We start from the raw sequence: 1181 nt of genomic DNA on the forward strand, positions 1-1181 counted from the left end.
CCGGCAATAGCCGTTTGATTCCCTGATCCATCACATTCAACAGTAATGTTAGAAGCTTGTGCGGTAATAGTAGGAGCAGTGATATCTTGAACGTTTATGGTTTGCGAAGCGGTAGATGAATTGTTACAACCATCTGTAGCCGTCCAAGTTCTGGTTACAGAATAGGAACCGGTACAAACACCAGGAGTAGTTACATCGGTAGAAGTCAAAGTGAAAGCAGAACCGCATCCATCCGTTGCAGTTGCTATTGTAAATACTGGAGTTGCGGGACAAGAGATAGTTGAAGTTGCAGGTAAAGGAGCAATAATAGGAGTTGTTTTATCTTCAACAGTAATAATTTGTACAGTAGTAGATGAATTATTGCAAGCATCGGCGAATGTCCAAGTTCTTGTTAAAACAAACGAGTTCGGACAGTTTCCTTGGACAATGGTATCTTTCCCTAGAGCACTGATAGTACCACTACAAATATCTGTTGTGGTAAGAGCTATTGTTACAGGCACATCGCCAGCACATGAAACAGTTAGATTAGAAGGAGCCGTTGGCGCTATAGGTGCAATTGTATCTTTAATACCGAATTTGGCTGTAGTTGTTATAAAATTACCACAATCGTCAGTAGCTTTAAATATTACATTTGCAGAACCAGTTTTTCCACAATCATCAGATAAGGTAGTGAAATTATTTGACCAAGTTACTTTTCCACATAAATCGGTAGCAGTTGCACCACCGTTATTACTTAGCCAACTATTTAAATCTAAAGTATTTCCATTTCCATCACACTCAACAGTTAAATCACTGGCGACAGTTATTAGAGTAGGTGGGATTAAATCTAAAATAGTAAATAAAGCGGTTGTTTTTTTTGAGTTATTACAAGCATCAGTAGCACTAAAACGGACTAATGTTTTAGATGTTCCTCCACATTGAGGGATGACACTTAATATTTCATTTGACCATGTTAGACTAGAACAATTATCTGTTGCACTAGAACCAGCATTTGTATTTAGCCATGCTTGAAATTCCAAAGAATTTCCTGCGCCATCGCATAGAACCGTTTGATCAGATGCAACGGTTGTTATTGTTGGAGCCGTGATATCCTGAACGTTTATAGTTTGTGAAGCCGTGGATGAATTGTTACACCCATCTTTAGCCGTCCAAGTTCTGGTTACAGAATAGGAACCGGCACA

At 39.0% G+C, this 1181-nt stretch carries 1 protein-coding gene; it reads right to left on the reverse strand.

Going from position 1 to position 1181, the window contains the following annotated elements:
• Nucleotides 1-1181 (reverse strand): HYR-like domain-containing protein (locus DB895_RS14345; protein WP_449404192.1); only part of this gene is annotated, 1181 nt, incomplete at both ends.

Source organism: Flavobacterium psychrotolerans (genome assembly GCF_003097635.1).
In the GTDB taxonomy this organism is placed as follows: Bacteria; Bacteroidota; Bacteroidia; order Flavobacteriales; family Flavobacteriaceae; genus Flavobacterium; species Flavobacterium psychrotolerans.